This window comes from Bacillus sp. M5A3_1b, assembly GCF_053345335.1.
The window spans coordinates 261,486-286,163 of record NZ_JBKEZY010000003.1; the positions used below are offsets into that span (position 1 = coordinate 261,486).

Here is a 24,678-nt window from a genome sequence, read left to right on the forward strand (position 1 = left end):
ATTGAATTGTAATCCTATAATCTTCCGTAACCTAAGAAATGTTTTTGGTTATAACTACTGCTTAAGCTAGCGTAAGCAATCCCTTTATCACCAGCATGAATCATTTGGCCATTCCCAACGTAAATACCGATGTGAGATGGACCTGGTTTATAAGTACCTTGGAAGAATACTAAATCTCCAGGTTGTGGGCTACTTACTTTAGAAACTGAATTCCAGTAACCTGCAACGTCTTGACGTCCTACACCATAGATGTAAGAAATAAATCCACTACAGTCAAAACCACCGTTTGATGGAGATGCACTTCCCCAAACATATGGTAAGCCTAAGTAACCTTGTGCTTTACCAATTACGCCACCCGCATTTGGAGTTGGTGCTGGCTCTGGTTTTTTCGTTTCTGGCTTAGGCTCTTCTTTTTTAGGTTCTTCCTTTTTAGACTCTTCTTTTTGAGCTTGTCCACCATTGTTTGCTGGTGTAGTTTGTGCTGCAGGTGCTTGTGCTGTGGGCGCTTGCGCATCTTTAGCAGCTTGTTCTGCTTGTTTTTGAGCAGCAGCTTCTTGTGCCGCTTTCTCTTGTGCTTCTTGTTCAGCAATACGTTGTAATTGCAGTGCTTGTTTTTCAAGATCTTTCAATTGACTTTCCGTACTTGTCATTGAAGTTACAACTGTGTCCATTTTACCGCTTAAATCGTTTACTGCTGTTGCTTTTTTCGCTTTTTCAGCGTCAAGTTCTTTCTTAGCAGTTTCAATTTGAGCTTGTGCTTCTTTTAATTCTTTTTGCTTTGTTTTTACCGTTTCAACATCTTTTTTCACGTTCGCTTGGTCTTCTTGTTGTGTTTTCATGATATCTTCGTCAGACTCAAGAATTTTAGAAACAGAAGTTAAACGATCAACTAAATCTGCAACGTTTTTAGAGTTTACAAGAACTTCTGTTACAACGTTCGTGTTTGGTTGCTCTTGAAGTGCAACTAAACGTTTTCTTAATAACTCTTCACGTTTTGCAATTTTCGTTTGTAGTTCTGCAATATCTTTATTTTTATTTTCGATTAATTGCTCAGTATCCGCAACTTTTTTCGTTGTTTCATCAAGTTTTGAAGCATTCTCTTGAACAGATTTATCCAAACCTTGAATTGTTTTGTTTAAGTCATTCATTTGCTTTTGTAATACATCACGTTCTTGTTGTTGTTTATGTAAAGTGTCATTTTGTGTATTAATTTGTGATTTCACGTCAGAAATTTTATCTTCTGCAAATACATTTGGTGTTAGTCCTGAAAACATTAACCCTGCAACTAATGCGCAAGATGCCATTTTTAGCTTTTTCATTTTATTTTTTACACCGCTTTCTTTTGTCTTTTTCCGTATATAACCTATAAAATTTATACCATAATTCGGGATTTTTTTTGCTAATGTTACGCTATTGTAAAACAAATGTAATATTATATGTAACTCTATCGCAAAATATGCATATTTTTGTATATACGTGTAGAATTTTAAAAGCATTTTATAAGCAAAGAAAAAACGCAAGGTTTCCCTTACGTTTTGTTAAATACACTAATACGAATGAAATCAAAACGTTATTTCATCCATTTCTCAGCCCAATTTTGGACTTCATCCATAACACTTTCTAATGCTTTCCCTTTTTCAGTTAAGCCGTACTCGATTCGAACTGGTACTTCTGGATAAACATTACGAACTACAATGCCTTCACTTTCCAATTCCTTTAAACGCTCTGATAACATACGATCGCTCATATTCGGTATAATATCTGCGATTTCTCTAAAACGTTTTGACTCTTCAAGCAAAGATTTAATAATTAAGCCAGTCCATTTTTTACTAAGCAAAGTAAAAGCTGACTCAAACTTTGGACATAAACAAGAATTATGCTCCATATGTTTCACCTCTCTTCTATTATAATATAGTTTCTTGTAAAAAGTAAGTTATAAAACTTTCCTCATTATTTTATTTTACGTACATTTTAACATTTCCAAATATTAACTTGTCAACTACACGTAAAATATCCGTAAAAAAACCCTCTTCAAAAAGAGAGCTTTTTATATCTTATTACTTCGTATACCATCCAAGTCCTAGTGCACCTTCGCCTAAATGCGTACCAATTACAGCACCGAAATAACCTGTGCGGATTGTAACATGGGGATATTTTGCTTCTAATTCTGCCTTCCATTCATTCGCTTCCTCTTCACGTTGTGCATGAATGATAACTGCTTCCATAGGTACACCTTGACTTGCTTGCTCATCAAAAATTTCAACAATTCGTTTTAACGCTTTTTTACGTGTACGAATCTTTTCAAATGGAATAATGATTTTATCTCTAAAATATAAAACTGGCTTCACTTGTAACAAACTACCAATGAAAGCTTGTGCACTATTTAATCGTCCTCCACGTTGTAAATGATGTAAATCATCCACTACAAAATAAGCGTCCATCGTTTCCTTCATTTCATCAAAACGGGCAACGATCTCTTTCGGATCTTTTCCTTCACTTGCTAATTTTGCCCCTTCACGTACATAGAATCCTTGTACTTCACAACTAATTTCAGAGTCGTACGTATATACATCAATACCCTCTACCATTTGCCCGGCTGTCGTTGCCGTTTGATATGTACCACTAATCCCACTTGAAAGATGAATGCTAATAACCGCATCATAATCCTTAGATAGTTCTTCAAATAACTCAACAAACTTTCCGATTGCTGGCTGAGAAGTTTTCGGAAGTTCTTCTTGCTCACGTACTTTTACATAGAAATCATCTACTGAAATTTCAGCTTCTTCTTGATAAGATTCCGTTCCAAACACAACGTTTAATGGAATCATATATATATTGAGTTCATCACGAATATGCTTCGGTATATATGCTGTACTATCAGTAACAATAGCTGTTTTCATTTGCGTACCTGCCTTATAAAAAAGTTTTTATTCCCTAAGTTTACACGAAAACTAAAAATGGTGCATCCATACATAAAAATGCCGATTTGAAATAATACTTACCATCTCGACAAATTACAACAAAAAGTTGAAATACTCACCAAAAATTTCAACTTATTTATAAAAAATGTTTGAATATAAAAACGCTCGCTTTTAAAATGTAAAGTACTAGTCATTTTGGTAGATAGGGGCGTATACGAGTGTTATTACAATATTTAACAATCAAAGACTACGGTGAGCACGAAATTGTCATTCAAAAATCAAGATTTATTTGTTATGTTAGCAGAGCTACAACCGAAGCAGAAGCTCAAGAATTTATACAAAAAATAAAAAAACAAAATTGGAATGCCACACATAATTGTTCTGCGTATTTGATTGGCGAACAAGATCAAATCCAAAAAGCAAATGATGATGGAGAACCTAGCGGTACAGCTGGCGTACCTATGTTAGAGGTACTAAAAAAACGCGATTTAAAAGATACCGTCGTTGTCGTTACACGTTATTTTGGTGGCATCAAACTTGGCGCAGGTGGATTAATTCGCGCATATGGAAAATGTACAAGCGGAGGCATTAATCATGTCGGTGTTGTTCAGCGAAAACTAATTCGGGTTATGCAGACCGAAATTGATTACACATTACTTGGCAAAATTGAAAATGAATTACGTAATTCGAAATATGCCATTAAAGATATACATTATCTCGAAAATGTCACATTTGATACGTATGTAGAAGAAGACGGAAAACAAGCATTCACAGATTGGATGATTGAGTTAACAAATGGGAAATGTACAATTACAGAAGGAGATATGTTGTACTTAGAACAAGATGTTATCTAAGAATAACTACATCCTCAACTTTAAAGATTAATGTAGTGAATTACTTTCCTACAAATGAACTAAGGAGATTATATATGGAAGAACGTTATTATCATCTCCAAAATAGCAGAATAAAAAAGAAACGAAGAAGAAAGTTTTTCTACTTCCTTATTTTCGTATTTTTATTTGGTGGTGTAGGACTTTATATATTAAATTCCTACTCTTCTCTCATGGGGATGTATAGTGGTTTTACTCGTCAAAAATCGGACTTGAGAACCGAAGATGTAGAAATTACAAAGGAGCCTTTTACACTCCTCATTATGGGTATAGAAGATTATGCAACGGACGGTCAAAACGGTCGTACAGATTCATTAATGTTTGCGACCGTCAATCCTAAAACTAAAAAGATTTCGCTTATGAGTATCCCTCGTGATAGTCGCGTTCCAATTGTTGGTAAGAACAAAGAAGACAAAATTAACGCTGCGCACGCTTACGGCGGAGAAGAAATGGCAATCAAAACTATCGAAGGTTTTCTAAAAGTTCCTGTAGACCATTATATTAAAATTGATTTCCAAGGCTTTAAAGGAATTGTTGATGCTGTTGGCGGTGTTACTGTTGATGTCCCCTTCGATTTTTGGGAGCGTTCAGACGTGGATTACTACAAAAAAATCGAATTTAAGCAAGGACAACAAGACTTAAATGGGGAAGAAGCACTCGCATACGTACGTATGCGAAAGCAGGATCCAAACGGCGATTATGGTCGGGCCGCTAGACAAAGACAATTACTAGCCGCTGTTGCTCAAAAACTAAATTCAGCCTCTACCGTATTTAAAATTAAAGATTTAACAGCAGTCGTTGGAAAATATATAAAAACTGACATTCCTATTTCAGACGGACTGGCTCTTTACAATAAACTATCTGGATTTGATCCTTCTACAATGCAAACGTTCAAACTTGAAGGAGAAGACAAAAAAATAGGTGGTATTTATTACTTCCTTCCAGATCCAATCGGTGTAGAGACAGTACGTAACGAAATTAAAAAAGAATTAGGAGAAACAGCAAACACTCAAGAAAATCCAACTACAAAAACCGAATCAAACTATTCTTCAAATTCTAACTCTGACGAAAAGGCAAAGAAAGAAACGAATCAGAATCAGAAAAAAACACCAACTGAACCACCTCCTTCTACGAATGCTCATGCAGAGTGGATTATGAGAAATCAGCAATAACAAAAAGAGCCAAATCACATATGATCTGGCTCTTTTTTATTTACTTATTAAAGTGTTGTAAAATTGCTTCTACAATGCGCTCTGATGCACGGCCATCACCGTAAGGATTAGATGCTTTTGACATCTTATCATGAGCTTCTTTATCTGATAATAACTCATCAGCAAGACCAAAGATTGTCTCTTCGTCTGTTCCTGCTAATTTCAATGTACCTGCTTCAATACCTTCTGGGCGCTCTGTTGTATCACGAAGAACAAGAACCGGTACACCAAGTGACGGCGCTTCCTCTTGTACACCACCAGAATCAGTTAACATTAAGTATGAACGAGCTGCAACATTGTGGAAATCAATTACATCTAGCGGCTCAATTAAATGAATGCGGCTATGATCGCCTAAAATATCATTCGCTGTCTCACGAACAACTGGGTTCATATGAACCGGATACACAACTTGTACGTCTTCATGCTTATCAACAAGACGTTTAATTGCACGGAACATATTACGCATTGGCTCTCCTAAGTTTTCACGGCGGTGAGCTGTCATAAGTACAAGACGATCGTTTCCAAGTTTCTCTAGTACAGGATGACTATATGTTTCTTTTACAGTCGTTTTTAGTGCGTCAATCGCTGTATTCCCTGTTATGAAAATGCGTGACTCATCTTTATTTTCTTTCTGTAAGTTCGTTGCTGATTTTGTTGTAGGTGAGAAATGAAGATCTGCCATGACGCCTGTTAATTGGCGATTCATCTCTTCTGGGTACGGAGAATATTTATCCCATGTACGAAGTCCTGCTTCAACATGCCCTACTGGAATTTGATTGTAGAAAGCAGCTAAACTTGCAATAAATGTTGTCGTTGTATCACCATGTACAAGTACAATATCCGGCTTTGCTTCTTTCATTACTTTATCCAAACCTTCTAAACCACGCGTTGTAATATCAATTAAAGTTTGGCGGTCTTTCATAATATTCAAATCGAAATCTGGCGTAATTCCAAAGATACTTAATACTTGGTCTAACATTTGACGATGTTGCGCTGTTACAGTCACAATCGACTCAATTTTTTCTGGATGTTTTTGCAACTCTAACACAAGAGGTGCCATTTTAATTGCTTCTGGACGTGTCCCGAAAATTGTCATTACTTTTAAACGTTCAGTCATTTTATTACCTCTTTTCTTTCACTAGTTACAATTTCCCACCTTACATATATCACCATACCTAGATACACGCATTTTTTAACTAATAAAAAAAGTATTACTATTACGGATGCTTTTTCGCCCGATCGAGTAATAATCTAATCCCTGCTTCTTGGCATCCTCATTAGTATAGCAATTTCTCCCATCAAATAGAATGGGCTCCTTCATAAGCTTTACATAATTCTCTAACGGATAAGTTCGTATTGATTCCCATTCTGTTAAAATAAAAACAGCATCAGCTTCTCTAATCGCTTCATCTATGCATCCGGTGTAGCGTATAGTCTCTCCAAACACACCTTTTACATTTTGAATAGCCTGCGGGTCATATAGAATCACATCTGCATCCATATTAATTAATTCTTCTATTATAACAAGGGACGGCGCTTCTCTTATATCGTCAGTATTCGGTTTAAACGCTGCGCCAAGAACTGCAATCTGCTTTTTATTCATATCTATTATTTTCTTTGCTTTTTCAACCAGTAACAACTGTTGTTTATTATTCACTTCAATAACCGCTTTTAACAAGCGAAAATCATGCGCCACATTCCCTGCAATTTGCACAAGGGCTTTCGTATCTTTCGGAAAACACGAACCCCCATAACCAATGCCCGCATTTAAAAAAGACGCTCCAATTCTCTTATCCATTCCCATCCCTTTTGCAACGTCTAATACATTGGCTCCTACCTTCTCACATATATTTGAAATTTCATTGATAAAACTAATTTTTGTCGCTAAAAAAGCATTCGATGCATATTTAATCATCTCTGCACTTTTTATATTTGTAACATACGTTTTTAAGCGTAATTCACTATACAAATTCTCCACTTTTCGTGCCGCTTCCTCATTATCTGCTCCAATTACAATACGATCTCCCTGAAAAAAATCGTAAATCCCTGAACCTTCCCGTAAAAATTCTGGATTCGATACGATATGTAATTCATATCTTTTTTGTAATTTCTCCTCAATCCATCCCCTCATAACATCATTTGTACCTACAGGAACCGTACTTTTCGTAACGACAATAATGTCATTCGTCGTATATGTTCCAATATCGTCACAAGCACTTCGAATATATGTTAAATCCGCTGTCCCATCTAATAAAGATGGCGTTCCAACTGCAATAAATATAAATTCTGCATCGTAAAATGCTTTTACTCTACTTGTTGTAAAAGTTAAACAATCATTCTCACATGCATCATTTATTAATTCATATAAACCCGCTTCATAAATAGGCAGATCTCCTTGCTTTATCCGTTCAATTTTCTCATCATTTATATCAAAACATGTGACTGAATGGCCTAACATTGCCAATCCTACTCCTGTAATTAATCCAACGTATCCGGTACCTATTATCGTAATTTTCATTTCCTTTTCGCACAGGAATATACAATAGAAAATATACGAATACATAGAATTCTCCCTGTGCTTCCCCCTCTCACATTAAAAATGAGAAAACTCTTTTACTTCTTTATTATATGAATTACTTTTTCCATTCTTTTTTAAGTTTTTGTAAAATTACATGCAAGAATATAAAATAAAACTTTATTCAGTGCGGGGCATTCATCCTCTACTAATTATTAGTTAAACCAATCGAGATTTTACAGGAATTAAGGTTCCCACCTAAATTCTTTGCCTCAACTAAATTTTGAGGTGGAAGCCTTACTGCCCGTTCATGTGAATGAATTCCCACATTTTAACATGGAATTTACTCATTTCTACGTGTAACACTTATAATACTGAAATAAACATATTCATTATCGAAGAAACAGATAAAATGTCATATTCTAAAGTACAATACGATTAACCTTCTCAAACGATTCAACATTCTTTATACAATTGTCATATATTCTATCTGCTTCCATTTGCCGTACAAAGAAAAAAAGATTGAATTCTAATCTTTTTGTGATACCATATGTTATGAGCCTGTAAATAATCATCGAAATTTTCAGAAAAAACATCTAAAAATTACGTTTAAATATAAAAGGTGGGGTATTAATGGACTCACAAGTGATTTATGCCATTTTGGCATCCTTTATCACTGTACTCGGCGTTACTCCTTTCGTTATTAAATTAGCATTTAAGATAGGAGCAACAGATAAACCAAACGCGCGTAAAGTACACCAAAAAATCATGCCCCGTCTTGGCGGATTAGCAATTTTTATCGGTGTAGCTGTAGGTTTTGTTGTTGGTGGGTTATACGAACAAAGAATGTTATCAATAAGCTTAGGCGCTATCATCATCATTATCATTGGGATTTTAGATGATATGTATGAATTATCAGCAAAAGTAAAATTTGGTGGTCAGCTATTAGTTGCTATATTAATTGTAAAAAGTGGATTATTAGTACAGGTACTATATATACCAATTATCGGGGATACTGAACTTGGATGGCTCGCATATCCAATTACAGTTTTTTGGATTGTAGGCATTACAAATGCCATCAACTTAATTGATGGTTTAGATGGATTATCCGCTGGAATTTCATCAATCGTTCTAGCAACATTGGCTTACATGGCCCTCACCAGCCCTATGGGTACTGGTGCAGTTATTATCTTGCCATTAGCACTTATCGCACTTGCAAGTACGCTTGGATTTTTATTCTATAATTTCCATCCAGCAAAGATTTTCATGGGAGATACCGGCGCCCTATTTTTAGGTTATTGTATTTCCATCCTATCTTTATTGGGATTATACAAAAGTGTAACGCTATTTAGTTTCCTTGTTCCAATTATCATTTTAGGTGTACCTATATTTGATACAACTTTTGCGATTATTCGTCGTATTGTAAATAAAAAACCAATTTCAGCACCAGATAAATCTCATTTACATCACCGTCTCCTAGCAATGGGATTCTCTCATCGTACGACGGTGCTCATCATTTATGCATTTGGTATTTTTTTTAGTGTAAATGCTATTTTTTTCACTAAAGCGACGCTATGGATATCAATGATTCTTCTGTTTGCTTTAATTTTCATTACTGAAATAGTCGCTGAAGTAATCGGTCTTGTACACGACCGTTACAAACCAATTATTTCCTTCTATAAAAAGGTTAAAAAAAGAGAAGACTAATTGTAGTATAGACTTTACAATTATGAAATATTCAAATAGCATCCTCTTTCTTATAAGAGGATGCTATTTTTTATTCATCATTTTATATTTCCAAAATATAGATTGTTTGAGAGCTCCACTATTGGAGAAAGATATACATAATAAGAAAAGGATTATATTTTCTTTTTTACATCTTGATTGTCAAACTGAGGGTGAATGTTATGATCAAGCGAGTATTTCAATACGTTGTTTTATTTTTAACAATTACTATGTACGTGTCATCTCATGCAGGAGCAACTACAATGCCCCCTGCTGAACATCATCCAAATACTGAAACTACCTCTCCTATCCAAAAAATCGCGTACTTAACATTTGATGACGGACCAAACAAATATACTACGCAAATTTTAAACATCTTAAAGGAAAAGAACGGAAAAGCAACTTTCTTTGTTATTGGCGGAAAAGTACCACATTATAAAAAAACAATGCAACGATTAATTAAAGAGGGGCATTATATCGGACTTCACAGTATGTCACACGATGTAAAACGCCTTTACACTGGTGATCCATCCGCTTTAATTACAGAAATGGAACAAACACAAAATATTGTTCAGCAAGTTACAAAATTAAATACACATCTCGTTCGTGTCCCGTATGGTAGCATGCCTTACTTAAAAAAGAATTACCGTGATGCACTTGTATCCGCCCAGTATAAAATGTGGGATTGGACAATCGATACATATGACTGGAAAAGCTATGACAATCCTTCTGCCATACTAGAAAGAGTACGTAATCAGAGTGATGAACAAGTCGAAGTGATTTTAATGCATGATTCTAGTGTAACCGTACAAATACTGCCTAAAGTAATTGATTACTTACAGTCACAAGGATACAAACTTCTTCCCTATAATCCATCTTCTCATCTCGAAGTGAACTTTTGGAAAGACACAAGATTGTAACAGCTTTAGTGCCTATATGCTAAAGCTGTTTTATTTTTCTCTTCCCACCCTTCCCATTTTTGTGTAAAATTTTAAATAGTGATGAAGTTTCGAGGTGAATAGAAATGAAACGAATAGATCTCATTTTTAACGCAATACAAGAAGGCAATTATATAGAAGGTGTAACCGCATCAGAACTCGCTACCCTGTTGCAACTAGATCGTGCCAATGTAAGTAGCGACTTAAACAAACTTGTAAAAGATAAACGTTTATTAAAAACAAATACGCGTCCTGTTCGTTTTTATATAGAAACGAACGCTTCGTTGGAAACGCATTCAAAGGAAATGACTTCATTAGATACATTTGCAATTGAAAATACAAGCCTTAAAATCGCAATCGAAAAAGCGAAAGCTTCTATTCTCTATCCTCCAAACGGTATGCATACTTTACTGCTAGGAGAAACAGGGGTCGGAAAATCTATGTTCGCTTCTTTAATGCACGAATATGCAATTGAAGTTGAACAGCTTCCTAAAAATGCACCATTTATCGTCTTTAACTGTGCCGATTACGCAAATAATCCACAGCTACTACTGGGGCAGTTATTTGGGATTAAAAAAGGAGCTTATACAGGGGCAAGTGATCAAAAAGGGTTAATTGAAAAAGCACATGAAGGGATCCTTTTCTTAGATGAAGTACATCGCCTTCCTCCAGAGGGACAAGAAATGCTTTTCACCTTTATTGACCGCGGGGTATACCGCCGCCTTGGAGAAACAGAAAACGAGCGTAAAGCACAAGTATTAATCATTACTGCAACAACAGAAGAACCAAATTCATTTTTATTAAAAACATTTACAAGACGTATACCAATGACTGTTACGCTGCCACCACTTCGTGAGCGTACACATAAAGAACGATTTGCTTTACTGCAACTATTTTTCACAAATGAAGCAATCCGTCTGCGAAAAGAAATTCACGTTAGTCCGAATACAATGCGCGCTTTCGTCTTTTACAATTGTCCCAATAACATCGGGCAATTAAAAACGGATGTACAAATTGCCTGTGCGAAAGCCTATTCTGACCTTGTGACAAAGAAACGTGACTCTGTCTATGTTTCAAGTACAGATTTACCTTGGTATATGAAAGAAGGGTTATTCATTGAAAGAAAGAGCCGTCATCTATACCAAATACCAAATGAAACATTTATATTTACAGGTGATGAAGGTTGGAGTAATCATAAAATTGAGAATGAAAAACGGTCTTCTATTTACGATTATATTGATTATAAATACGAAGAACTTCAAGCTCGCGGTATTGAAGAAGACGAATTAGAATTACTAATAGAAAATGATATTCAAAGCTTTTTCGTACAATATTTTAACCAAATTTCTAAAAAAACAAGTCATGAAAATGTTTTTAAAATTGTGGATCGTAATATCGTTTCCGTATGTGAAAGAATTGCGGAACTTGCTGAAAAGCATTTATCTAAGACGTTTGATGAAAAAGTATTTCTCGCTTTAAGCTTACATGTACAGACAACTCTACAACGTTTGCAAGCTGGGAAACAAATTCATCACCCACAACTAAATCAAATTCGTACGAAATATAAAGACGCTTTTTCCGTAGCTATGCAATGCATTCAACTACTGGAGGACGAATTACAAATAACAATGCCTATTGATGAAGCAGGCTTTTTAACAATGTTCTTCGTTGTTGATCCAATTCCTGCCTCACAAACAGAAGTAAAAGTATTAATATTAGCACACGGCAACGGCATCGCAACAGAAATGGCAAACGTCGCAAACGAACTGCTCGGCATTGAGGAAGTAACCGGTATCGATATGCCGTTACATGAATCGCCGAAAGATTTCTTAGAGCGTGTGAAAGTGTATATGAAAACACTCCAAAATGTAAATGGACTTCTCTTACTCGTCGATATGGGCTCACTCGCTTATATTGGTGATATATTAGAAACTGAGTTCAAAATTCCGGTACGTGTTCTTTCCATGACAAGCACTCCACATGCACTAGAAGCAGCTCGAAAAGCTCAACTTGGCTACTCGTTAGATGCATTGTATGAGACAGTGAAGAACTTAACACCGTTTTACTTAAACGTACAAGAAGAAAAGAAAAAGCCACTATCACCAATGAAGTCTGTTATTTTAACAGCTTGTTTAACTGGGGAAGGCAGTGCTTTAGCTATTCAAAAAATGTTAGAGAACTATTTGCGATTTGACAAAGACTTAATTGAAATTATTCCGATTAGTATCGTCCATGAAAAAGATTTAACGAAAATGATTGAGAACATAAAAAAAGAGCGGAATATCATTTGTATCGTCACAAATTTCGATGTGCAGGTGCCATGCTTAACATACCATTTCCAAGACATTGTAAACTACACAGCGATTCAGCCGATTCAAGAATTAATTACGTATGAAGAAACATATGCAAAAATGGCTGATATTCTGGAACAACAAATGCAGCGGAACGACGGAGCATTACTTATTAAAACAATTCGTTACGCATTAAATACAATTCAAGAATTAATTTCCTTACAGCTAACTCCTGACAGCTTAATGGGTGTGATTCTGCATATGAGCTGTATGGTTGACCGTCTTCAAAAAGGAGAAAGCCTCCTCCCTCATCCAGATAAAGAGAAACGAAGACAAGATGAGTACTGGATGTATATGAAAGTGAAAAAAGCATTACAACCAATTGAAAATACATTTGAAATACAAATCCCTGATGATGAAGTATTTTACGTTATGGACTTCTTCATTAAAAATCAGCCTGTAAAAAATTAATTGCGGCAGTGTTTTAAATATATCGACCGTAACGCGAATTATATTAGCGATTTTCACAATATATCAATTTACCGACAATAACCGCTAAAATTTGCACCTTATAGAAAAAAAGGCTGTTCCAAAATGGACAGCCTTTTTTCTACTTCTTTACTTTTCTGATTCTCCCCCTGATTTCGCCCTTCTTATTCGACTTCGTATAAACATTTACATATACATTTGCCTGAATGATTTCTTGAAGTAGGTTATCAAACGCTCTCCCCTGTAAAGGCCCTTCAAAATCCTCCACATTGACTACACCGGTCACGACTCCTTCATTTACACTAATACCTTGCTTTATTGGGCCAAACAAATTTAAAACCACTGGACCAATTTGATCCGCTTTCCCTAAATGAATTTGGCATGATGTAACTTTTTCGATGTTTTTCAATATGATCCGATATTGTAATTTCTTTAAATCATCACTAAATATAAACTCTGTTACACCATAAGCTTCTGTATTTACAGGAGGTAGTTCCCTCTTCCCTGTTAACCTCGCAAAGAAATGTGTTGTCATACGGGCATTCTCCTCATATAAATTTCCCAGCACTACTTCTACTACTTTATGGTTTAGACATAATCATTTATGACTTTTTCAAATTTTAATTACGAAGAAAAGATTCACACAATCTTTACATTAAAATCGTTTCTTTTGCTTTACTCCCTCTTGTATAATGCACTTAGAAAAACAGTCTAGGAGGAAATTTTGAAAAATAATAACTACTCTTTCCAATCATTAATAGAGATTTTTCTCGTATCATTTAAATTAGGACTTACTTCATTTGGTGGTCCCGTCGCCCATCTTGGTTATTTTCATCATGAATACGTGCAAAAAAGAAAATGGATGGATGAACGAAGTTACGGAGACTTAGTAGCGCTATGTCAATTCCTTCCTGGCCCTGCTAGCAGCCAAGTCGGTATGGGAGTTGGCTTATTACGCGGCGGATTATTAGGAGCCATTATTTCATGGATCGGATTCACTCTCCCATCTGTGCTCGTTTTAGTTTTCTTCGCTTCATTTCTTAACCAATTCGAGCTTGGAAGTACTGGCTGGATTCACGGACTGAAACTTGTAGCGGTCGCAATTGTCGCTCATGCAATATGGGGAATGGCTCAAAAGTTAACACCAGACCGAAACCGTGCAACAATCGCAATTGCAACTGCCGCAATCGCCCTATTATGGCCAAGTAGCTGGACACAAGTAATTCTCATTATAGTATCTGGTTTCATCGGTTGGTTTTTATATCGTGACCGGCCAGTTAGCCAAGCTCATAAAATAAACGTACCTATTTCAAAAATGGTAGCCATATCTTGTCTCGTCTTATTCTTCGGACTATTAATACTGTTACCGATGTTACGACCATACTCTTATTTCATCTCTTTATTTGACAGCTTCTATCGCTCTGGTGCACTTGTATTTGGCGGAGGGCATGTCGTACTTCCTCTTCTTGAAAGTGAGTTTGTACAAAACGGGATGATGACAAAAGAACAATTTCTTGCTGGATACGGATTAACACAAGCAGTGCCAGGGCCACTATTTACATTTGCTTCTTATATAGGAGCAGCGCTAAATGGAACCGCCGGAGCAGTTGTTGCAACGATCGCTATCTTTCTTCCTGCCTTCCTGCTCGTTGTCGGCGTTTTACCATTTTGGGACAGTGTAAGGAGAGTATCTTACATACAAGGTGCACTACTTGGAGTAAACGCAGCCGTTGTCGGCGTTTTACTTGCAGCTTTTTATGATCCAATTTGGACGAGTACAATTATGAATTCTGTAGATTTCGTTTTTGCTTCTCTTCTATTTTGCTTACTCGCTTTTTGGAAAACACCACCTTGGATTATCGTTATAATCGGGGCCTTCGGTGGATATGTTCTATCCATTTTGTAAGCACAAAAAACGACGGCCCCATTTAGCCGTCGTTTTCCTATTAAAACTTCACAAGTTCTATTCCTTCAGGCAACTCGCTCTCTGTTAAAATACGCAATTCTTTCACACGATCCATTACGTAAGAAGAACGCTTCACAAGCTCTGGATCAATATAAGCTGGATGAACCATAATTTCTACCGTTTGTTCATCTTGTACTCTTTCTTTTAACTTCAAAAAGTAATCTTCCGTCACACCATCGGCGTAAAAGTCACTGTAAAACACGTCAGAAAACGGGCGTACTGCTCGCTCTTCCTCACAACGACGAATTGGAACATTATATGTAGCCGCTAATCTCTCAAGAACATCGTGCAAGATCGGTAATCCATGCACGTGATGATGACTATCTAAATGAGTTGGTGTCAATCCGTAAGATAGAAATTTCTCAATTTGAGCAGTCCACTCTCTCTCAACTTCTTCTGGACTTACATTCCCTTTCCATACCACGCTTTGTTTATGAAACAATCCATCGCTACTTACAAGTGATGGTACGTCTCCAAGAAGTGGTTCTCCTGCCGTTAATACGAGATGTACGCCTACTCCGAGTAGGTTATACTCTTTTGCTAAGCGCACCGCATGCTCTGTTCCTGGCATATTCATCATCATCGTCGTTGAATTTACCAGTCCATTTATATGTCCATCAATAATGCCGTAATTTGTACCTTCTGTAAGACCGAAATCATCTGCATTTACAATTAACTTAATCATCGTAATACCTCCTAATAAAATAAAAAGCGGGCTAAATAGCGCCGCTTTTACTTCTCTACCTTTTTAAAGAACTGTGGAAGATACTCTTTATGTGCTTCCAACATTTCATCTAAAATTTGTTTTGCAACTTTATCTGATGGTACAAGTGGATTAATTGTCATAGCAAGCAGCGCTTTATGATAATCCCCTGTAACAGCAGCTTCAATTGTTGTGCGCTCAAATGATTTAATTTGCTGTACTAAACCGCGAACTGGTACGGGAAGGTCTCCAACTGCAATTGGTTTTGGACCTTCTTTCGTAATAATACAGTTCACTTCAACAGCCGAATCATGTGGTAAGCTTGCAATTGTTCCATTGTTTCGTGTATTAACAGGCTGGATATCACCTTTATTATTGTAAATAGACGTAATTAAGCTACATGCTGCGTCACTATAATAAGCGCCGCCACGTTTTTCTAATTGTGGTGGTTTAATATGTAAGTTCGGGTCTTTATACAACTCGAATAAATCATCTTCTAATTGTTTTACTACTTCTGCACGTGTACCTTTTTCAACTGAAGCTTCTTTCTCTTCTTCTAACATTTCACGTGTTTTGTAGTAATAACGATGGTATGGACATGGAATTGCACGAAGGCCGCGAATAAAGTCTGGCTCCCAGTTAAGCGCTGCAATATTTTCCATCGTAATTTGCTTTTCTGGATCTGTTACAAGCTCCAACACACGATCCATTACACTTACGCCATCCAAGTATACATCTAGTCCGTATACCATATGATTTAAACCTGCAAAATCAACGTGGACACGACTTGCATCTACTTCAAGTAATCTTGCAAGACCCATGCGGATTCCGATTGGAACGTTACATAGACCAACTACTCTTTGAATATTTGTATAACGAAGGACAGCTTCTGTTACCATACCAGCTGGGTTCGCGAAGTTAATTAACCATGCATTTGGACAAAGCTCCTCCATATCCTTACAAATATCTAAAATAACAGGAATCGTTCTCAGCGCTTTGAATAAACCACCAGGACCATTCGTTTCCTGACCGATTACATCATACTTTAACGGGATTGCTTCATCTTTTGCACGAGCTTCTAATAAACCTACGCGAAGCTGCGTTGTTACAAAGTCAGCACCTTTTAATGCTTCACGACGATCCAGTGTTAAATGTACCTCGATTGGTAAACCAGATTTTTTCACCATACGTTTCGCTAAGTTACCAACGATTTCTAACTTTTCTTTTCCTGCCTCAATATCTACTAACCAAATTTCACGAACAGGAAGCTCATCATAACGCTTAATAAATCCTTCAATTAACTCTGGTGTATAACTAGATCCACCGCCGATTGTAGCAATTTTAATTCCAGTCATGCTTTATTCCCCTTTCGCTTCTAATTTTTTATAAAGGTCAATAAATTCTGCTGCTAATTCTTTTACTGTAATCGCATTCATTAAATGATCTTGTGCGTGTATTAAAAGAACGCTAATCTCTGTTTTTTCTCCTCTTGCTTCTGATTGTATGAGCTCTGTTTGGAAATGATGCGCTTCATTGATCGCTTCTTTCGCCTTTACCATCGCTTCATCAGCCTCTGCCATTTTCCCCTGTTTGGCAAATTGAAGTGCCTCCATTGCAAAGCTTCGTGCATTACCACTATTTAAAATTAATTGGAATGGAATTTGTTCTGCTGTAGTCATCATAATTACCGCCCTCTCTATAAGGTTCAACCGATTTAAATACCCCTTCAGTTTGAACATGTCTATTAAATTATTATTTTATTAATGATAGTTTAGTGTTCTTCTAGATGGGTCTCATCTTTTTGAACATGATATAAAGGTAATTGTTCTCACAGATAATGTTATCTGTGAGAACAATTACTGTGTTACATAGGTACAGAGTTGTTATTTCCTTGTGCTGCTGCTTTTTCAGTACGAACAACAGAACGGTCGCATAATACTACGAATGGATAGTAGATTGCCATCGCAATTACAAAGTTGAATAACTGTAGAAGTGCACCTGAAAGATGTCCACCTGTTACAAGATAACCACTAATAATTGGTGGTGTTGCCCATGGAATCATCACAACTGTTTTTGGTACCCAACCAATAGATATAGCTGTATAAGAAGTAATTACTAATACAATTGGTGTTATGATAAACGGTAAGAATAAAATTGGATTTAAAATAATTGGTGTACCAAAGATTACTGGTTCGTTAATATTGAATGCACCTGGTCCAATTGATAAGCGAGAGACACCGCGTAATTGTGCACTTTTTGCTACAAGTAATACGACCACTAAGAACGCTAATGTTGCACCAGAGCCACCAAGATATACAAAAGTATCAAAGAATGGTTTTGTAACAATGTTTGGAACATCAAATGCAGATGTACCACCTTGGAATAACTTCATATTTTTCTCTAATGCCGGTAAGTATAATGGCTCAATAATACCACCAACGATATTTGGCCCATGTAAACCGAAGAACCAAAGAAGGTGAACAAGGAGTACAATGACAATTGCACTTGGTAATGTCCCTGCTAAACTTTGCAGTGGTGATTGAATCGTATTAAAGATAAATTCATGAACACTTGTACCAGCTAATTTCACCGCTAATTGAATACCTGCAACTACTGTTAAGATAACAAATGCTGGAACTATAGCTGCGAAAGATCTTAAAACTGCTGGTGGTACTCCATCAGGCATTTTTAAAGTAATGTTTCTTTGTACAAAGAAACGGAATACTTCAGTAACAAGGAGTGCCACGATAATTGCTACGAATAACCCTTGTGCACCAGTCCAAGCTAAGTTCAATCCGCCTTCTTTCGGTGTTGTTGGCGTAAGAATAATTAACGCACCAAATGAAATAATACCTGCCGACAAACCATCAACGCCGTAAGATTTTGCTAAGTTATAACTTGTTGTAAATGCTATGATTAGTGCTAGAATTGCGAAAGAACCAGTCCACATTCCACCGCCAACTTGTTTCCACGTTTCACCAAACAAACCTTTCATGAACTCTTGGAAAGCTTCAGACGGAAAGCCATTAATTAGTGATGCCAATGCACCAACTAAGATAAGTGGCATAACTGCAATAAATCCGTCACGGATCGCAGCTAAGTGACGTTGCGATCCGATTTTACCAGCGACAGGAACAATATATTTCTCCATGAATGCAATAAACTTTTGCATTTCGCTTCCCCCCTAATTATTTTTTAAGTGTTAACGCGTGATCTAAAACTGCTTCTCCATTCATCATGCCGTAGTGCATTGGATTGATAACGTCGATTCCAACGTTTCTCTCATCAGCAAGCGTTTTCATTGAAGAAAGCATGTAACGAACTTGTGGTCCTAGTAATAATACATCTGCTTGATCGATATTTGTTTTTACTGCATCCCCAGATACAGCCCAAATCTTTCCTTCTAGACCGCGAGTTTTTGCAGCCGCTTCCATTTTTGTAACTAGTAAACTTGTAGACATCCCTGCTGAACAACATAATAAAATATTCATTTGAAAATCCCCCTTGTGTAGTATAAAAAATTTATGTTTATTTATTTTTCTTTACGCTATTTATTAATGCAATTAGCGTGCCAACTTTTTAAAACCACTAAAATCAGCACTTTTTCGACTGTTTTCTTTGTGTGTTAACGCTTTCAATTAGTGTGTCACCTAAAAAACACACAGTGTGTTATAAAACAACACGCTTTTAACACATAACTGTATGAAAATAGATTAGTGTTTAGTTGTCTAGTTGTGTTTAAAACAAAAAAACGCTAAAAATTTTTTTTAGCGTGAAAATCTAGTAAAAAATAAATCCCTCTTAAACACACTCTTCTATCTATTATTGTCCAAGCCGACTCTACTAAATTACATAGAATAAAATAACACAATTCGAAAGGGGATTCCTATGCCAAAACATAGAAAAAAGAACAAAATAAAGATTTATAGAATAACAAGCTATAAAAAAGACAAGCGCTCTGAATTAGACTCTGATAAATTTGAACTAGAACAACAGGAAATGGAAAATAAACAGGACAAGCAAGATAAACAGGATAAGCAGAACAAACAAGAACAATCGGAAAATGTAATCATAGTACCCACAAATTCACACAGCTTAGATATATGGGATGAAATTTCTCTTAAAGAAATACAAGCTGGTGAGCATACAAATTTATTTGCAGAACAAAGTAATTATCAAAATATTACTTTATTACAAGTAAGTGATGTCCGTTTATATTTGGACAAGCAATTACAATTTAGTTCCGTCGATGAGCAAATTTATCATGAAGCACTTGTTCATCCAATTATGTCAAAGGTAATTGATCCAAAACGTGTTCTTATATTAGGTGGTGGCGATGGTCTTGCCCTGCGAGAAGTTTTAAAATATGAAACTTTGCTACATGTAGATCTTGTTGATTTAGACGAGGCAATGATTAATATGGCACGTAATGTTCCGGAAGTAGTTTCTTTAAATCAAAGTGCATTTTTTGATAGTCGTGTAAATGTACACGTATGCGATGCAAAAGAATTTCTAAATTCTTCTTCCCCTCTATACGATGTAATTATTATTGATTTTCCTGATCCAGCAACAGAAGTTTTAAGTACTTTATATACAAGCGAACTTTTTGCTCGGATAGCTACATTTTTAACAGAAGATGGAGCATTCGTCTGCCAATCTAATTCACCTGCTGATGCACCTCTTGTATATTGGAGCATCGGTAACACAATCGAACATGCTGGATTGACTGTGAAAAGTTATCATACGATAGTCCCTTCTTTCGGAACTGACTGGGGATTTCATATTGCTGCTAACTCTGCCTATGTACTCGATCAAATTGAACAATTATATGTTGTGCCAACTCCTCGAACATTACCTTCTCTTCTTGCTCCTTTGTTTCAATTTCAAGAAGAACATTTAGAACAACGTAATCTCGCTCTTTTAAACTCAGAATCAAACCTTATCCTACATCAATGTTACAAAAAAGAAATGGAGTTTTGACGATATTATAGTGAGGAGTGCTACCTTATGGAATACTCTACTTTCGGTAAGCATATAATAGTAGATTTATGGGGAGTGGACTTTTCTTTATTAGATGATGTTCACTTTTTAGAATATCATTTAGTTACCGCTGCTGATCGCTCTGGTGCCCATGTTTTAAACGTAAGTACAAAAGAATTCGATCCGCATGGCGTTACTGTTTTAGTTTTACTATCTGAAAGCCACCTTTCTATTCACACTTATCCAGAAAAAAACTTTGCAGCCATTGACTGTTATACGTGTGGTACGACCGTTGAACCGCAAATAGCGATTGATTATATCGTAAGTATATTAAAACCAAATGAGATGCATATAAAAAAGCTAATCCGTGGTATAGGGGAGATTGTTACTACCGATTAAATATCACTCTTACTCATTTGTAAAAAGGAGGATTATAAATACCATCAGTGGAACGAACACTCCACTGATGGTACAGACACATACATAAAAAAACCTTGCATACGCAAGGTTCATTCAGACATCGACATCTTCCTATATAATTCTACAAATTCACTCGCTAATTCCTTCACCGTTATTGCATTCATTAAATGATCTTGCGCGTGCACCATCAGAAGGGTAACTTCAGTCTTTTCACCACCAGCTTCTTTCTGTATAAGCTCCGTTTGTACACGGTGCGCCTCTTTTAATTCCTCTAACGCTTCTTGTAATTTAGCTTCTGCTTCTATAAATTCTCCACGCTTTGCGCAATCAATTGCTTCCATTGAACAACTTCTCGCATTTCCCCCATGCAAAATTAAATGAAAGGCCTTCGTTTCTATCGTATCCATTTTAGTTCTTTATGCCCCCTTTTCTTCCGCTAATTTTTGTTTATCCCATATTTTTAAGAATGGTAAATAAATAAAGAATGCCAGTGCAAAATTCACAAGTTGCAAAATAACACCTGAAATTTTTCCGCCCGACCCTAAATATCCGCTAAATAGAATAGGTGTAGTCCATGTTACAGCAGCACCACTTGGGCGGGCTACCCATCCCCATTCCATTGCAAAATAAGAAACAACCGTTAATACAACTGGAACTACTATAAATGGAATTAGTAACAGTGGGTTCATAACAATTGGCATACCAAAGGTCACCATCTCGTTAATATTAAAAATACCAGGTGCAATCGACAAACGTCCTAAACTTTTTAATTGCTGACTTCGCGCAAACAATAACATTCCGACAACTAAAGCAAGTGTGGCACCAGATCCCCCCATATAAATCCATAGGTCAAAAAACTGTGCGGTAATCGTATTCGGTACGTCTTGCCCAGCCTGAAAAGCAATTCGGTTTTGATCCATTAACGATAACCAAATTGGACTCATTACACCACCTACAATTGTAGCCCCATGAATTCCGCATGCCCAAAGGACATGAACGAGAATAACTGCAATTACTGCGCCCCAAAGACTAGCCCCCAGTATACTAAGCGGCTCTTGCAAAAGCTTCCCTACAACATTATGAATACTACCGAAAGTCGTGTGTTCAAAGATTAACCTAATAATCCAAACAACTGTCACAACAATAAATCCCGGAATAAGGGCTGCAAATGAACGCGTTACTGCTGGTGGAACTGTCTCAGGCATCTTTATAATCATCTTTTTTTGCACAAGAAATCGGTATATTTCAGTAGATATAATTGCAATAATCATCGCTACAAATAAACCTTGGCTTCCCATTAATGCTGCTGGGATTACGCCATCTACCAGTATACTTTCTTTCGTACCTGGAACGATATATGCAACTTGAAATGGAGTTGCAAGTAAAAATGTCACAAGTGACAATGCCCCGGATGCTAAAGCATCCACTTTATAATACTCTCCAAGTCTGTAAGCGATTCCAAAAACAGCTATTAAAGCCATTATATTAAAAGTTGCACTAACTGGATACCCTAATGCTACGTTCCAATTTTTCCCGAACAAACTCGCCATGAATTCATTATACCCGGGGATCGGTAATGTACTAATAATAAGAAAAATTGATCCTATAATTAAGAACGGCATCGTCAAAACAAGTCCATCACGAATTGCTAGCAAATGCCTCTGTTCTGCAACCTTCCCCGCTACTGGCATTACATATTTCTCTAAAAACCGTATCATCTATCCCACACTCCTCATGGTTTCATTAACAAAGCTGCTTGCAAGATAGCTTCTCCATTACAAAGCCCGTAATGGACGGATTGAATGACATCAACAGGTATTCCCTTCTCCTTACATAATTCTTTCATTTTCGGTAATAAATAACGTACTTGCGGTCCTAGTAAAAGTACATCAGCTTCATCTATGTGACTATTGACTTCAGAACCTGATACAGCCCAAATCTTTACCTCTATCCCTTTTGCCTCTGCTGCTTTCTCCATTTTTGTAACAATCAAACTGGAAGACATTCCCGCTGCACAGCAAAGTAAAATATTCATCCCTTTTCCCTCCCCCTTTTTCCAAACCTAAGTTACGGTGCATCCTTTACCACCACTAGGTTACAAATATATATGTCTAGATTTCCTGCTGTATGCCGAGCTTAAAAACAAAAATTTCTCGGTTTTCACGCTATTCCATCTATCATTATTCTCCTAGTAAAGAGGACTCTAACTCGCTATAATAATTCAGTATGATTTTTTTAATTGATAGGAGGATATATTTATGAAGGCATATCGCTTTCCACTTATTTTATTATCTTCTATCCTAATTGGTGGTTTCATTGGTTATTTCATGGGTGCCGATGCAGTTGCTTTAAAGCCGCTTGGTGACATTTTCTTAAACTTAATGTTTACGATTGTTGTACCTTTAGTGTTCTTTAGCATCGCGTCATCTATTGCTAATATGGATGGATTAAAACGTTTCGGTAAAATTATGTCGAGTATGGCTGGGACTTTCTTATTTACAAGTATTTTAGCTGCTATTTTTATGATTATTGTCGTGAAAGTATTCCCGCCAGCACAAGGTGTTGTATTAGAACTAACACAACCTGACAAGGCTGAAAAAGCGGTTAGTGTTGCGGATCAAATCGTTGGTATTATAACAGTATCTGACTTCTCGAAGTTACTATCTCGTGAAAATATGTTAGCTCTTATTTTCTTCTCTATTTTAATGGGGGTTGCAACTTCAGCAGTTGGTGAAAAAGGAAAGCCATTCGCTACATTCTTACAAGCTGGTGCAGAAATTTCAATGAAAGTTGTATCTTTCATTATGTACTACGCTCCAATCGGACTTGCTGCTTACTTCGCAGCATTAGTTGGTGAATTTGGACCACAACTTCTTGGAACTTACTTCCGAGCAGCAATGGTATACTATCCAGCGTCTCTCATTTACTTCTTTGTATTCTTCACGTTTTATGCATACCTTGCCGGTCGCAAACAAGGTGTACAAATCTTTTGGAAGAACATGGTCTCTCCTACAGTTACATCACTAGCAACTTGTAGTAGTGCTGCTAGTATTCCAGCGAACTTGGAAGCAACGAAGAAAATGGGTATCTCTTCTGACGTTCGTGAAACAGTTGTCCTTCTTGGATCTACACTTCATAAAGATGGATCTGTTTTAGGTGGCGTATTAAAAATTGCTTTCTTATTCGGTATTTTCAACATGGAATTCGAAGGACCGAAAACATTAGCAATTGCACTTGTTGTTTCTCTATTAGTAGGAACAGTAATGGGCGCTATCCCAGGTGGTGGTATGATTGGTGAAATGTTAATCGTTTCTCTATACGGCTTCCCGCCAGAAGCATTGCCAATTATCGCAGCAATTAGTACAATCATTGACCCTCCTGCAACAGTGTTAAACGTAACAGGAGATAACGCTTGTGCCGTAATGACAGCTCGCCTTGTAGAAGGTAAGAACTGGATCAAAAATAAATTTGCTTAATAAATAGAAAGAGGATGCTCATTTTGAGCATCCTCTTTTGTTGTTATTTGTTGATAAGTCGATATAATCCATTCCGCCACAAATTTGTTAAAACCTTCACAAATATTCCACACTCATTATCCATTCTCCGTACTATAATCATGTATGGAAAAG

General features: G+C 36.6%; 23 protein-coding genes. 9 read left to right on the forward strand and 14 right to left on the reverse strand.

Annotation, left to right across the window (positions count from 1 at the left end):
- Window positions 1-14: 14 nt before the first annotated feature.
- The 3 genes from ACLBWW_RS11070 to ACLBWW_RS11080 form a co-directional block, all read right to left on the reverse strand.
- Window positions 15-1,424 carry a C40 family peptidase gene (locus tag ACLBWW_RS11070; RefSeq protein ID WP_098047356.1) on the reverse strand — a complete coding sequence of 470 codons (1,410 nt, stop codon included), beginning with the start codon at window positions 1,422-1,424 and terminating at the stop codon, window positions 15-17.
- A 146-nt stretch (window positions 1,425-1,570) separates the two neighbouring features.
- Entirely contained in the window at window positions 1,571-1,885 is a 315-nt protein-coding gene (locus ACLBWW_RS11075) for a winged helix-turn-helix transcriptional regulator (protein WP_000400858.1), read from the reverse strand.
- A gap of 172 nt (window positions 1,886-2,057) precedes the next feature.
- Window positions 2,058-2,900: a DegV family protein gene (locus tag ACLBWW_RS11080; RefSeq protein WP_048542527.1), complete on the reverse strand. Its 843-nt coding sequence runs from the start codon at window positions 2,898-2,900 to the stop codon at window positions 2,058-2,060.
- A gap of 239 nt (window positions 2,901-3,139) precedes the next feature.
- On the opposite strand from ACLBWW_RS11080, the gene ACLBWW_RS11085 reads away from it, so the two are divergent.
- Window positions 3,140-3,775, forward strand: a complete 636-nt coding sequence (locus ACLBWW_RS11085; RefSeq protein WP_447614032.1) for a YigZ family protein — start codon at window positions 3,140-3,142, stop codon at window positions 3,773-3,775.
- A gap of 74 nt (window positions 3,776-3,849) precedes the next feature.
- A complete protein-coding gene (locus ACLBWW_RS11090) occupies window positions 3,850-4,983 on the forward strand; it encodes an LCP family protein (protein WP_447614033.1) in 1,134 nt (377 codons plus the stop codon).
- A 40-nt stretch (window positions 4,984-5,023) separates the two neighbouring features.
- Here the strand turns inward: ACLBWW_RS11090 and wecB are convergent, their stop codons facing one another.
- Window positions 5,024-6,139: a non-hydrolyzing UDP-N-acetylglucosamine 2-epimerase gene (gene wecB / locus ACLBWW_RS11095; protein WP_000140139.1), complete on the reverse strand. Its 1,116-nt coding sequence runs from the start codon at window positions 6,137-6,139 to the stop codon at window positions 5,024-5,026.
- 75 nt (window positions 6,140-6,214) lie between these two features.
- Window positions 6,215-7,585 carry a UDP-glucose dehydrogenase family protein gene (locus tag ACLBWW_RS11100; RefSeq protein ID WP_447614034.1) on the reverse strand — a complete coding sequence of 457 codons (1,371 nt, stop codon included), beginning with the start codon at window positions 7,583-7,585 and terminating at the stop codon, window positions 6,215-6,217.
- A 585-nt stretch (window positions 7,586-8,170) separates the two neighbouring features.
- Here ACLBWW_RS11100 and ACLBWW_RS11105 point away from each other — a divergent pair.
- From ACLBWW_RS11105 to ACLBWW_RS11115, 3 genes are all read left to right on the forward strand, one after another.
- Window positions 8,171-9,244, forward strand: a complete 1,074-nt coding sequence (locus ACLBWW_RS11105; RefSeq protein ID WP_048542533.1) for a glycosyltransferase family 4 protein — start codon at window positions 8,171-8,173, stop codon at window positions 9,242-9,244.
- A 200-nt stretch (window positions 9,245-9,444) separates the two neighbouring features.
- Entirely contained in the window at window positions 9,445-10,182 is a 738-nt protein-coding gene (locus tag ACLBWW_RS11110) for a polysaccharide deacetylase family protein (RefSeq protein WP_098721484.1), read from the forward strand.
- 104 nt (window positions 10,183-10,286) lie between these two features.
- Window positions 10,287-12,962: a PRD domain-containing protein gene (locus tag ACLBWW_RS11115; RefSeq protein WP_098814349.1), complete on the forward strand. Its 2,676-nt coding sequence runs from the start codon at window positions 10,287-10,289 to the stop codon at window positions 12,960-12,962.
- Window positions 12,963-13,101: 139 nt separating this feature from the next.
- Here the strand turns inward: ACLBWW_RS11115 and exsM are convergent, their stop codons facing one another.
- Window positions 13,102-13,515: an exosporium regulatory protein ExsM gene (exsM, locus tag ACLBWW_RS11120; protein WP_098047291.1), complete on the reverse strand. Its 414-nt coding sequence runs from the start codon at window positions 13,513-13,515 to the stop codon at window positions 13,102-13,104.
- 189 nt (window positions 13,516-13,704) lie between these two features.
- Here exsM and ACLBWW_RS11125 point away from each other — a divergent pair, with 189 nt between their 5' ends.
- A complete protein-coding gene (locus ACLBWW_RS11125) occupies window positions 13,705-14,886 on the forward strand; it encodes a chromate transporter (protein WP_050000994.1) in 1,182 nt (393 codons plus the stop codon).
- A gap of 40 nt (window positions 14,887-14,926) precedes the next feature.
- On the opposite strand, the gene chbG is transcribed toward ACLBWW_RS11125, so the two are convergent.
- The 5 genes from chbG to ACLBWW_RS11150 form a co-directional block, all read right to left on the reverse strand.
- On the reverse strand, window positions 14,927-15,631 hold the full coding sequence (gene chbG / locus ACLBWW_RS11130; RefSeq protein ID WP_098123587.1) for a chitin disaccharide deacetylase: 705 nt from the start codon (window positions 15,629-15,631) through the stop codon (window positions 14,927-14,929).
- 47 nt (window positions 15,632-15,678) lie between these two features.
- Entirely contained in the window at window positions 15,679-17,004 is a 1,326-nt protein-coding gene (gene celF / locus ACLBWW_RS11135) for a 6-phospho-beta-glucosidase (RefSeq protein WP_048542541.1), read from the reverse strand.
- A gap of 3 nt (window positions 17,005-17,007) precedes the next feature.
- Entirely contained in the window at window positions 17,008-17,331 is a 324-nt protein-coding gene (locus ACLBWW_RS11140) for a PTS lactose/cellobiose transporter subunit IIA (RefSeq protein ID WP_000989050.1), read from the reverse strand.
- A 182-nt stretch (window positions 17,332-17,513) separates the two neighbouring features.
- On the reverse strand, window positions 17,514-18,821 hold the full coding sequence (gene celB, locus ACLBWW_RS11145; RefSeq protein ID WP_048542544.1) for a PTS cellobiose transporter subunit IIC: 1,308 nt from the start codon (window positions 18,819-18,821) through the stop codon (window positions 17,514-17,516).
- Window positions 18,822-18,837: 16 nt separating this feature from the next.
- On the reverse strand, window positions 18,838-19,140 hold the full coding sequence (locus ACLBWW_RS11150; RefSeq protein ID WP_262720625.1) for a PTS sugar transporter subunit IIB: 303 nt from the start codon (window positions 19,138-19,140) through the stop codon (window positions 18,838-18,840).
- Window positions 19,141-19,537: 397 nt separating this feature from the next.
- Here ACLBWW_RS11150 and ACLBWW_RS11155 point away from each other — a divergent pair, with 397 nt between their 5' ends.
- Together ACLBWW_RS11155 and speD are read left to right on the forward strand one after the other, a co-directional pair.
- Window positions 19,538-20,629, forward strand: coding sequence for a polyamine aminopropyltransferase (locus ACLBWW_RS11155; RefSeq protein ID WP_048542546.1), 1,092 nt, complete (start codon window positions 19,538-19,540; stop codon window positions 20,627-20,629).
- Between the two features lie 27 nt (window positions 20,630-20,656).
- Window positions 20,657-21,028, forward strand: a complete 372-nt coding sequence (speD, locus tag ACLBWW_RS11160; protein WP_088123753.1) for an adenosylmethionine decarboxylase — start codon at window positions 20,657-20,659, stop codon at window positions 21,026-21,028.
- A gap of 110 nt (window positions 21,029-21,138) precedes the next feature.
- Here the strand turns inward: speD and ACLBWW_RS11165 are convergent, their stop codons facing one another.
- Genes ACLBWW_RS11165 through ACLBWW_RS11175 form a run of 3 tightly spaced genes read right to left on the reverse strand, consistent with a single transcriptional unit; the run spans window position 21,139 to window position 23,084 of the window.
- The gene (locus tag ACLBWW_RS11165; RefSeq protein WP_048542550.1) at window positions 21,139-21,456 is read right to left on the reverse strand and encodes a PTS lactose/cellobiose transporter subunit IIA; all 318 of its coding nucleotides are present in this window, start codon (window positions 21,454-21,456) and stop codon (window positions 21,139-21,141) included.
- Window positions 21,457-21,465: 9 nt separating this feature from the next.
- Window positions 21,466-22,767: a PTS cellobiose transporter subunit IIC gene (gene celB / locus ACLBWW_RS11170; protein WP_048542552.1), complete on the reverse strand. Its 1,302-nt coding sequence runs from the start codon at window positions 22,765-22,767 to the stop codon at window positions 21,466-21,468.
- 14 nt (window positions 22,768-22,781) lie between these two features.
- Window positions 22,782-23,084, reverse strand: a complete 303-nt coding sequence (locus ACLBWW_RS11175; protein WP_048542554.1) for a PTS sugar transporter subunit IIB — start codon at window positions 23,082-23,084, stop codon at window positions 22,782-22,784.
- A gap of 223 nt (window positions 23,085-23,307) precedes the next feature.
- On the opposite strand from ACLBWW_RS11175, the gene ACLBWW_RS11180 reads away from it, so the two are divergent.
- On the forward strand, window positions 23,308-24,525 hold the full coding sequence (locus ACLBWW_RS11180) for a dicarboxylate/amino acid:cation symporter (protein WP_048542556.1): 1,218 nt from the start codon (window positions 23,308-23,310) through the stop codon (window positions 24,523-24,525).
- Window positions 24,526-24,678 lie beyond the last annotated feature (153 nt).

Coding starts and splice junctions, on each gene's coding strand:
- ACLBWW_RS11075 (WP_000400858.1), bottom strand. CDS start 1,885: ATGGAGCATAATTCTTGTTTATGTCCAAAGTTTGAGTCAGCTTTTACT.
- ACLBWW_RS11080 (WP_048542527.1), bottom strand. CDS start 2,900: ATGAAAACAGCTATTGTTACTGATAGTACAGCATATATACCGAAGCAT.
- ACLBWW_RS11090 (WP_447614033.1), top strand. CDS start 3,850: ATGGAAGAACGTTATTATCATCTCCAAAATAGCAGAATAAAAAAGAAA.
- wecB (WP_000140139.1), bottom strand. CDS start 6,139: ATGACTGAACGTTTAAAAGTAATGACAATTTTCGGGACACGTCCAGAA.
- ACLBWW_RS11100 (WP_447614034.1), bottom strand. CDS start 7,585: ATGTATTCGTATATTTTCTATTGTATATTCCTGTGCGAAAAGGAAATG.
- ACLBWW_RS11105 (WP_048542533.1), top strand. CDS start 8,171: ATGGACTCACAAGTGATTTATGCCATTTTGGCATCCTTTATCACTGTA.
- ACLBWW_RS11110 (WP_098721484.1), top strand. CDS start 9,445: ATGATCAAGCGAGTATTTCAATACGTTGTTTTATTTTTAACAATTACT.
- ACLBWW_RS11115 (WP_098814349.1), top strand. CDS start 10,287: ATGAAACGAATAGATCTCATTTTTAACGCAATACAAGAAGGCAATTAT.
- exsM (WP_098047291.1), bottom strand. CDS start 13,515: ATGACAACACATTTCTTTGCGAGGTTAACAGGGAAGAGGGAACTACCT.
- chbG (WP_098123587.1), bottom strand. CDS start 15,631: ATGATTAAGTTAATTGTAAATGCAGATGATTTCGGTCTTACAGAAGGT.
- celF (WP_048542541.1), bottom strand. CDS start 17,004: ATGACTGGAATTAAAATTGCTACAATCGGCGGTGGATCTAGTTATACA.
- ACLBWW_RS11140 (WP_000989050.1), bottom strand. CDS start 17,331: ATGATGACTACAGCAGAACAAATTCCATTCCAATTAATTTTAAATAGT.
- celB (WP_048542544.1), bottom strand. CDS start 18,821: ATGCAAAAGTTTATTGCATTCATGGAGAAATATATTGTTCCTGTCGCT.
- ACLBWW_RS11150 (WP_262720625.1), bottom strand. CDS start 19,140: ATGAATATTTTATTATGTTGTTCAGCAGGGATGTCTACAAGTTTACTA.
- ACLBWW_RS11155 (WP_048542546.1), top strand. CDS start 19,538: ATGCCAAAACATAGAAAAAAGAACAAAATAAAGATTTATAGAATAACA.
- speD (WP_088123753.1), top strand. CDS start 20,657: ATGGAATACTCTACTTTCGGTAAGCATATAATAGTAGATTTATGGGGA.
- ACLBWW_RS11165 (WP_048542550.1), bottom strand. CDS start 21,456: ATGGATACGATAGAAACGAAGGCCTTTCATTTAATTTTGCATGGGGGA.
- celB (WP_048542552.1), bottom strand. CDS start 22,767: ATGATACGGTTTTTAGAGAAATATGTAATGCCAGTAGCGGGGAAGGTT.
- ACLBWW_RS11175 (WP_048542554.1), bottom strand. CDS start 23,084: ATGAATATTTTACTTTGCTGTGCAGCGGGAATGTCTTCCAGTTTGATT.
- ACLBWW_RS11180 (WP_048542556.1), top strand. CDS start 23,308: ATGAAGGCATATCGCTTTCCACTTATTTTATTATCTTCTATCCTAATT.